Here is a 5,417-nt window from a genome sequence, read left to right as displayed (position 1 = left end):
GGTGAGGGCGTGGCGCATCGGGGGGACCGCCACCAACAACAACGCCTGAAAAAAGGGGGAGACCTCCCTTTTGCCCCTTCCCCCCCCCCCCACCCCTCCCCCCGGGGGGGGGGGGGGGGGGGTCCCCCCCCCCCCCCCCCCGGAACCGGGCAGAACGTACCGCTGGCGGACGCAGCCCGGGCCGCGCTCCCCGACCAGGTTCGGGAGCAGAGCCGGGTCGAGTTCCGGCGCAGCATGATGGAAATGGTCACGCCCGTCTGCACGTCGCTACCGGAACTGCGTCGACACCTCGAGAGCAACCGGTCCGCCGCCGCCGCGGCCGCCGAATCGGTGGGCGCCAGCCTCGTCGCGGTCGGCGCCACACCGGTCGGCGAGCGCGACCGCACCGTCGAGGACACACCACGGTTCCACGCCATCGCCCGCCACTACGGCCCCATCGCCCACGACCCCGCACTGTGCGGCTGCCACGTCCACGTCGGGGTCCCGGACCACGAGACGGCCGTCCAGGTCTGCAACCACCTGCGGCCCTGGCTACCGGTCGTGCAGGCACTCGCGGCCAACTCCCCCTTCCACGCGGGCGCGGAAACCCACCACGCCAGCTGGCGCAGCATTCAGATGGAGCGCTGGCCAAGCCTAGGACCGTCGCCCTACCTGGAGTCCGTCGAGCACTACGAGCGCACCGTGGCCGAGCTCATCGCCACCGGCGTCATGCTCGACACCACGATGGTCCTATGGTGGGCCCGGCCGTCCAGGAGCTATCCGACGGTCGAGATCCGGGTCGGCGACGTCTGCCCTACCGCCGATGACACCGTCCTCCTTGCCGGCCTGCTCCGCGCCTTGGTCGCGACAGTCCTCACCGACATCGCGGCCGGCCGGCCGGCGCCCCGGGTACCTGGCCATCTGCTGCGGGCGGCGCACTGGGGCGCGGCACACAGCGGACTGGACGGCACGCTGATGGACCTGCCGCGGCGGGAGCCACGACCGGCCTGGGACATGGTCGACGCGCTCGCTGCGACCGTTGAAGCGGCACTGGAACGCGACGGCGATCAGGACCTCGTCGCTGGTGCGCTGACCCGCCTCCGGGTGGAAGGCAACGGCGCCACCCGCCAGCGGCGGGCGTTCCAGCGGACCGGTGGCCTGCTCGGAGTGCTGCAGGACCTGGCCGTGCCCACCTGACGCCGCCGTACGACGACCAACTCGATGGCACGTGCACCCGAAAGCGACGACGGGCGGGCCAGCCGGCTGTGTCTCCGGCGCCCGCATCGAGGTCACCGGCGGCAAGCCGGTGCTGTGGCCGTGTTGTGGTGATGCTGGCGCGATGGTCTGACCACCGCCGCCGTGATCTGGCTGACCGCCGGCCCGTACAACAGCCTCTACGAGCTGTCCCGCTGAGCACGCGTCGCCTCGCGTGCAAGCTGCAGCTCCTCGTGCGGCTCGACGACCAGCACCGGCACCCGGGCGTCGGCGGCGCTGATCGGCCCGTCGTTGTACCGGTTGCCGCTGACCGGGAGGGCGATGCCGAACAGGTGCGGGCCGGCGCAGATGTCCGCGCGGGCCTCGGGCTGATCCTCCCTCACTACCGGGTTGATAAGCCCGCCGATCGTAAACGCCCATCGAGGAGCGACCGTGTACGGAATCTTCCGCCCCGTGGTGTGCGCGGCGATGTCGATCATGCCCTGGTAGGTGAGGCGGTCCGGGTCGATCGGTAGGTGCCAGGTCTGCTGGTAGGCGTCGGGTGTGTTGCCGATGAGGGCCATGGCTCGGCTGGCGTCCGGGGTCCAGATCAGGCTGCGCCGGGTGTGGGCGCTGACGGGCACGATCGGCCGCTTGTGTTGCCTGATGCGGTCGAAGACGGCCGTGTTGGTGAGGCTCTGGGTTTTGCCGGGCCGTAGAACTCGGGGGCTCGGCAGATCACCGCGTCGATCGTGCCCGCGTGCATCTCGTCCAGCAGTATCGTCGCGATCTGGGCCCGCACGGTGGCCTTGCATCCCCCGGTTCGAATGCCGTGTTCTCGGTCTGGGGTGTTGCGGTGCGCGGGTACATGTAGGTGTTGTCGAAGAACACCAGCCTGCTGCTGTGCTTGCGGCAGGCGGTGATCGTGTTCGCCATCATCTTCGGGAACCGCTGCTCCCAGAGCCTGGAGTCCATCGGCAGACCGACGGTGAGGTAGACGATGTCGCTGCCTGCCACTGCCGCGTCGGTTGCGCCGGCGTCTGTGATGTCGGCGGACACGACCTGATCACTGTCGTGCACCTTGCGGGGTGTCCGGCTCACCAGGCGGATGTCGCCGGTGAAGCTGCGGCGCAGTTCGCGGGCGAGTTCCTCGGCGATCTGGCCGCCCGATCCGAGCAGCGTCTGCATGGTAGTCGCCCTCCGGGGTCGAAGCGGGTCCGTGTCGGCGGGTTCGTGTCGGCGGGTTAGAGCAGCGCCGCGACCTTGGTGGCGGTCTCTTTGGCGGAGCCGGGGTTCTGGCCGGTGACGAGCCGGCCGTCGACCACCGTATTGGACACGAACGGCAGCAGGGCCTTGGAGTAGCGTGCGCCGCGCTGCTTCATCCGTTCCTCGACGTTGTAGGGGACGAGTTTGTTGACGTGGGCGAGGACTTCTTCGTGCCAGGAGAACCCGGTGAGGTCGCGGCCGGCGACGAGGTAGTCGCCGTTGGAGAGCGTGGTGTCGAGCAGGCCGCAGTAGCCGTGGCAGACCGCGCCCACGACGCCGCCGCGCTCGAAGATCTCGCGGGTGATCCGTTGCAGCCCGGCACTGCCGGGGAAGTCGAACATCACAGCGTGGCCGCCGGTGAAGTAGATCGCGTCGTAGCCGACCGAGTCGATCTCCTCGGCGCTGGCGGTGTCGTCCAGCAGTGCCATGCGGGCCGGGTCCTCATGCCACGCCTTGGCTGACGTGTCGTAGTTCGGGAACTTCAGCGACCGCGGTTCCAGCGGCGACTTCCCGCCCGCAGGGCTCGCGATCGTCTGCTCGAACCCGCGCCCGGCGAAGATGTCGTAGGCGTGCGTCAGCTCCGACAGCCACAACCCGGTCGGGTGCGACGGGTCGGCGTCGTAGCGGTCGACGTTGGTGACGACGATCAGGATGCGCGCGTCCATGGGTCCTCGCTTCTGGTCTCGGTGCTGAGCGGGAAAACGGCAGCGAACGTGGAACGCACGCGTTCGTCGATGACAGCCTGGTCGGTGTTGGTGAGCTTGCCGTCAAGGTGCAGAAACGCAAGCCCGTGGGCGAGCGACCAGCCGGCCGTGGCCAGGGCAACAGGCTCCGACGCCGGGAAGGCCTCTGCCATGACGGTGGCGAGATAGTCGTGCAGGGCACCGGCGGCGCGCACGCGCTCGTCGTCCCGGTCATCACACGCCTGCCCGAACATCAGTCGGAACAGTGCCGGACGACGCAGCGCGAAGCGCACATACTCCACCGCGAGCTCGCTCACCTCGGCAGCGGACGTCCGGGGCCGCTGACCTACGGTGAGACCGCCCATCAGCTCATGCAGCCCATGAACGGCGAGCGCGGACTCCAACGCCTCCCGATCGGCGAAGTGCCGGTACGGGGCGCCCGTCGACACCCCGGCCCGGCGGGCGACCGCCCGCAATGAGAACGATTCGCCGGCCTCCAGCATCTCCAACGCTGCGAGCACCAACGTCGCGCGGAGATCGCCATGGTGATAGCCGGGCCTGGCCGGGCCTGGACCCATTAACACCCCCACACGTAAGTAAGCGCTGCTTACATTACCAGGAGTTGACCCCCGAGAAGCCGGTCGGTGAGACAAACCGCACCGACAAGCACCTCAGACCGCAGGTGAACGCTCGATGATGCATCCTGACCCGCCGAAGACAGTTCCCACCGAAAGGGTGACGCGAACCCGATCGACTACTAATACTGCAACGGCAGTTAGGTGAGTGGGTGGCCGCGTCGTCGGTAGTGACTGAGGCGGGCTTGGTGTTGGCGTCGGCGACGCCATTGTGACCATTCCCAGATCCGGTCTGGTCGATGTGCGTGTCGGAGGAGGAAGGCGATGAGTAGGCGGCGGATCTCCGGTACGGTGTAGCCGATCATCGTGTCGTCGCCGGGGTCAGTTCCCCCTTTGCGGTAACGGTTCTGGCGACGGTGAGCCAAGCATGGGCGGCCATCGACAGGGTGATGTGGGCGTACCAGGCCCGCCAGTCTCGGACCTGGTAGTGATCCAGGCCGGCGTCGGTTTTGGCCTGCTGGAAGCACTCCTCGATCGACCACCGGCAGCCGGCCACCCAGACCAGATCGGCCAGGGTGGTGCGGCGCGCCCCGTAGCAGACGTAGTACGCCAGCTCGCCGGTGGTGATGTTGCGGCGGGCCAGGACCCAGTACCCGCGGCCGGGCTGCCATGACACCCGAATCGGCGTGCGGGTCCACTGGTAGATGCGCGGGCCGTGCGCACCGGCCCCGGCGGACAGCCGCCGCCACGCCGAGGCCGGCAACGCCGCGACGAGGTCGTCGACCCGCGCAAACCCCATGTGCGTGGTGACCACGTCGTCGTTGCGGCGGGTGGCCATCACGTAGCCGACGTCGCGTTCCTCCAGCCACACCCGCAGCGACTTGACCTGCCCGTAGGCTTCGTCCGCGGTCACCCAGCCGCAGGGCACACCCGCGTCCAACGCCCGGGCGAGCATGACCTTGGCCTGCTCCGGCTTGGTGGCGAACCCGACCTCGTCTGGCACGCCCGCGGCACGGCACCGGTCCCGGTCGTCGGTCCATGACGCCGGCAGGTACAACTCCCGGTCGATCAGGGCGTGCCCGGCTTCGCTGCGGTAGGCCAGGAACGTACCGACCTGACAGTTCTCGGTCCGCCCAGCCGTGCCTGAGTACTGCCGCTGCACCCCAGCCGACCGGGTGCCCTTCTTCAGAAACCCGGTGTCATCAACGATCAACACCCCGTCCCGTCGGCCCAGATGCTCAACCACGTAGTCGCGGACATCGTCACGGACCGCGTCCACGTCCCAGCCCGCCCACCGCAGCAGCCGCTGCATCCCGTCCGGTGACACCTCACCCGCGTGCTCGGCCACCGTCCAGCCGTTCTTACGCTCCAGCCCCCCCGACCAAACCACACAGGTAGTCCCGCACCCGACGCCGCGGCTCCGACCGGCCGAACCGCCGACCGATCCGCTCATGCAACCGGTCCAGCGCCGCCGACCACGCCTCGATCTCCGCCACCACAGCGAACATCATCCATGCGCGGTCAACCCAAGTGCCGTTGCAGTACTAACCGTTACCGTGAGCGCTTGCTGCGCGCGTCAGGCCGGGGGCAGACGCAGCCCGACGGGGCCAGCGACGTCTGCCCTAACTAGAGACCTTTCGGGGTCAGGGTTTGGGTGGGGATAGGCCGGTGGCGGTGAGGTAGCTGTCGAAGAGGCCGTGGCGGTATTGCATGCGTTTGA

The 5,417-nt window shown here is 69.0% G+C and carries 4 protein-coding genes and 2 pseudogenes; 1 reads left to right on the top strand and 5 read right to left on the bottom strand.

Features of this window, described 5'->3' with window-relative positions:
* Positions 1-144 precede the first annotated feature (144 nt).
* A pseudogene (locus ACZ6TV_RS54690) lies at positions 145-1,176 on the top strand (carboxylate-amine ligase); the annotation flags it as partial.
* 197 nt (positions 1,177-1,373) lie between these two features.
* Here the strand turns inward: ACZ6TV_RS54690 and ACZ6TV_RS54685 are convergent.
* The 5 genes and pseudogenes from ACZ6TV_RS54685 to ACZ6TV_RS54665 all read right to left on the bottom strand — a co-directional run bounded on the left by ACZ6TV_RS54685 (position 1,374) and on the right by ACZ6TV_RS54665 (position 5,205).
* Entirely contained in the window at positions 1,374-1,817 is a 444-nt protein-coding gene (locus tag ACZ6TV_RS54685; protein ID WP_465309597.1) for a hypothetical protein, read from the bottom strand.
* Positions 1,818-1,911: 94 nt separating this feature from the next.
* Positions 1,912-2,361, bottom strand: a complete 450-nt coding sequence (locus ACZ6TV_RS54680; protein WP_465309595.1) for an NAD(P)H-binding protein — start codon at positions 2,359-2,361, stop codon at positions 1,912-1,914.
* Between the two features lie 56 nt (positions 2,362-2,417).
* Complete coding sequence (locus ACZ6TV_RS54675; RefSeq protein ID WP_465309593.1) at positions 2,418-3,104, bottom strand: type 1 glutamine amidotransferase domain-containing protein; 687 nt, start codon at positions 3,102-3,104, stop codon at positions 2,418-2,420.
* On the bottom strand, positions 3,086-3,625 hold the full coding sequence (locus ACZ6TV_RS54670) for a TetR/AcrR family transcriptional regulator (protein WP_465309611.1): 540 nt from the start codon (positions 3,623-3,625) through the stop codon (positions 3,086-3,088). The genes ACZ6TV_RS54675 and ACZ6TV_RS54670 overlap by 19 nt, the downstream gene beginning before the upstream one ends.
* Before the next feature lie 433 nt (positions 3,626-4,058).
* A pseudogene (locus tag ACZ6TV_RS54665) lies at positions 4,059-5,205 on the bottom strand (IS701 family transposase).
* Positions 5,206-5,417 lie beyond the last annotated feature (212 nt).

This window comes from Dactylosporangium sp. NPDC051087, from assembly GCF_055586325.1.
Note: the sequence above shows the minus strand (reverse complement) of the source record. Positions and strands in the feature narration are given on the sequence as shown.

Bases quoted from the DNA above. Each gene is read 5' to 3' on its own strand.
- ACZ6TV_RS54670 (WP_465309611.1), bottom strand. From the start codon at position 3,625: ATGCTGGAGGCCGGCGAATCGTTCTCATTGCGGGCGGTCGCCCGCCGG.
- ACZ6TV_RS54680 (WP_465309595.1), bottom strand. From the start codon at position 2,361: ATGCAGACGCTGCTCGGATCGGGCGGCCAGATCGCCGAGGAACTCGCC.
- ACZ6TV_RS54675 (WP_465309593.1), bottom strand. From the start codon at position 3,104: ATGGACGCGCGCATCCTGATCGTCGTCACCAACGTCGACCGCTACGAC.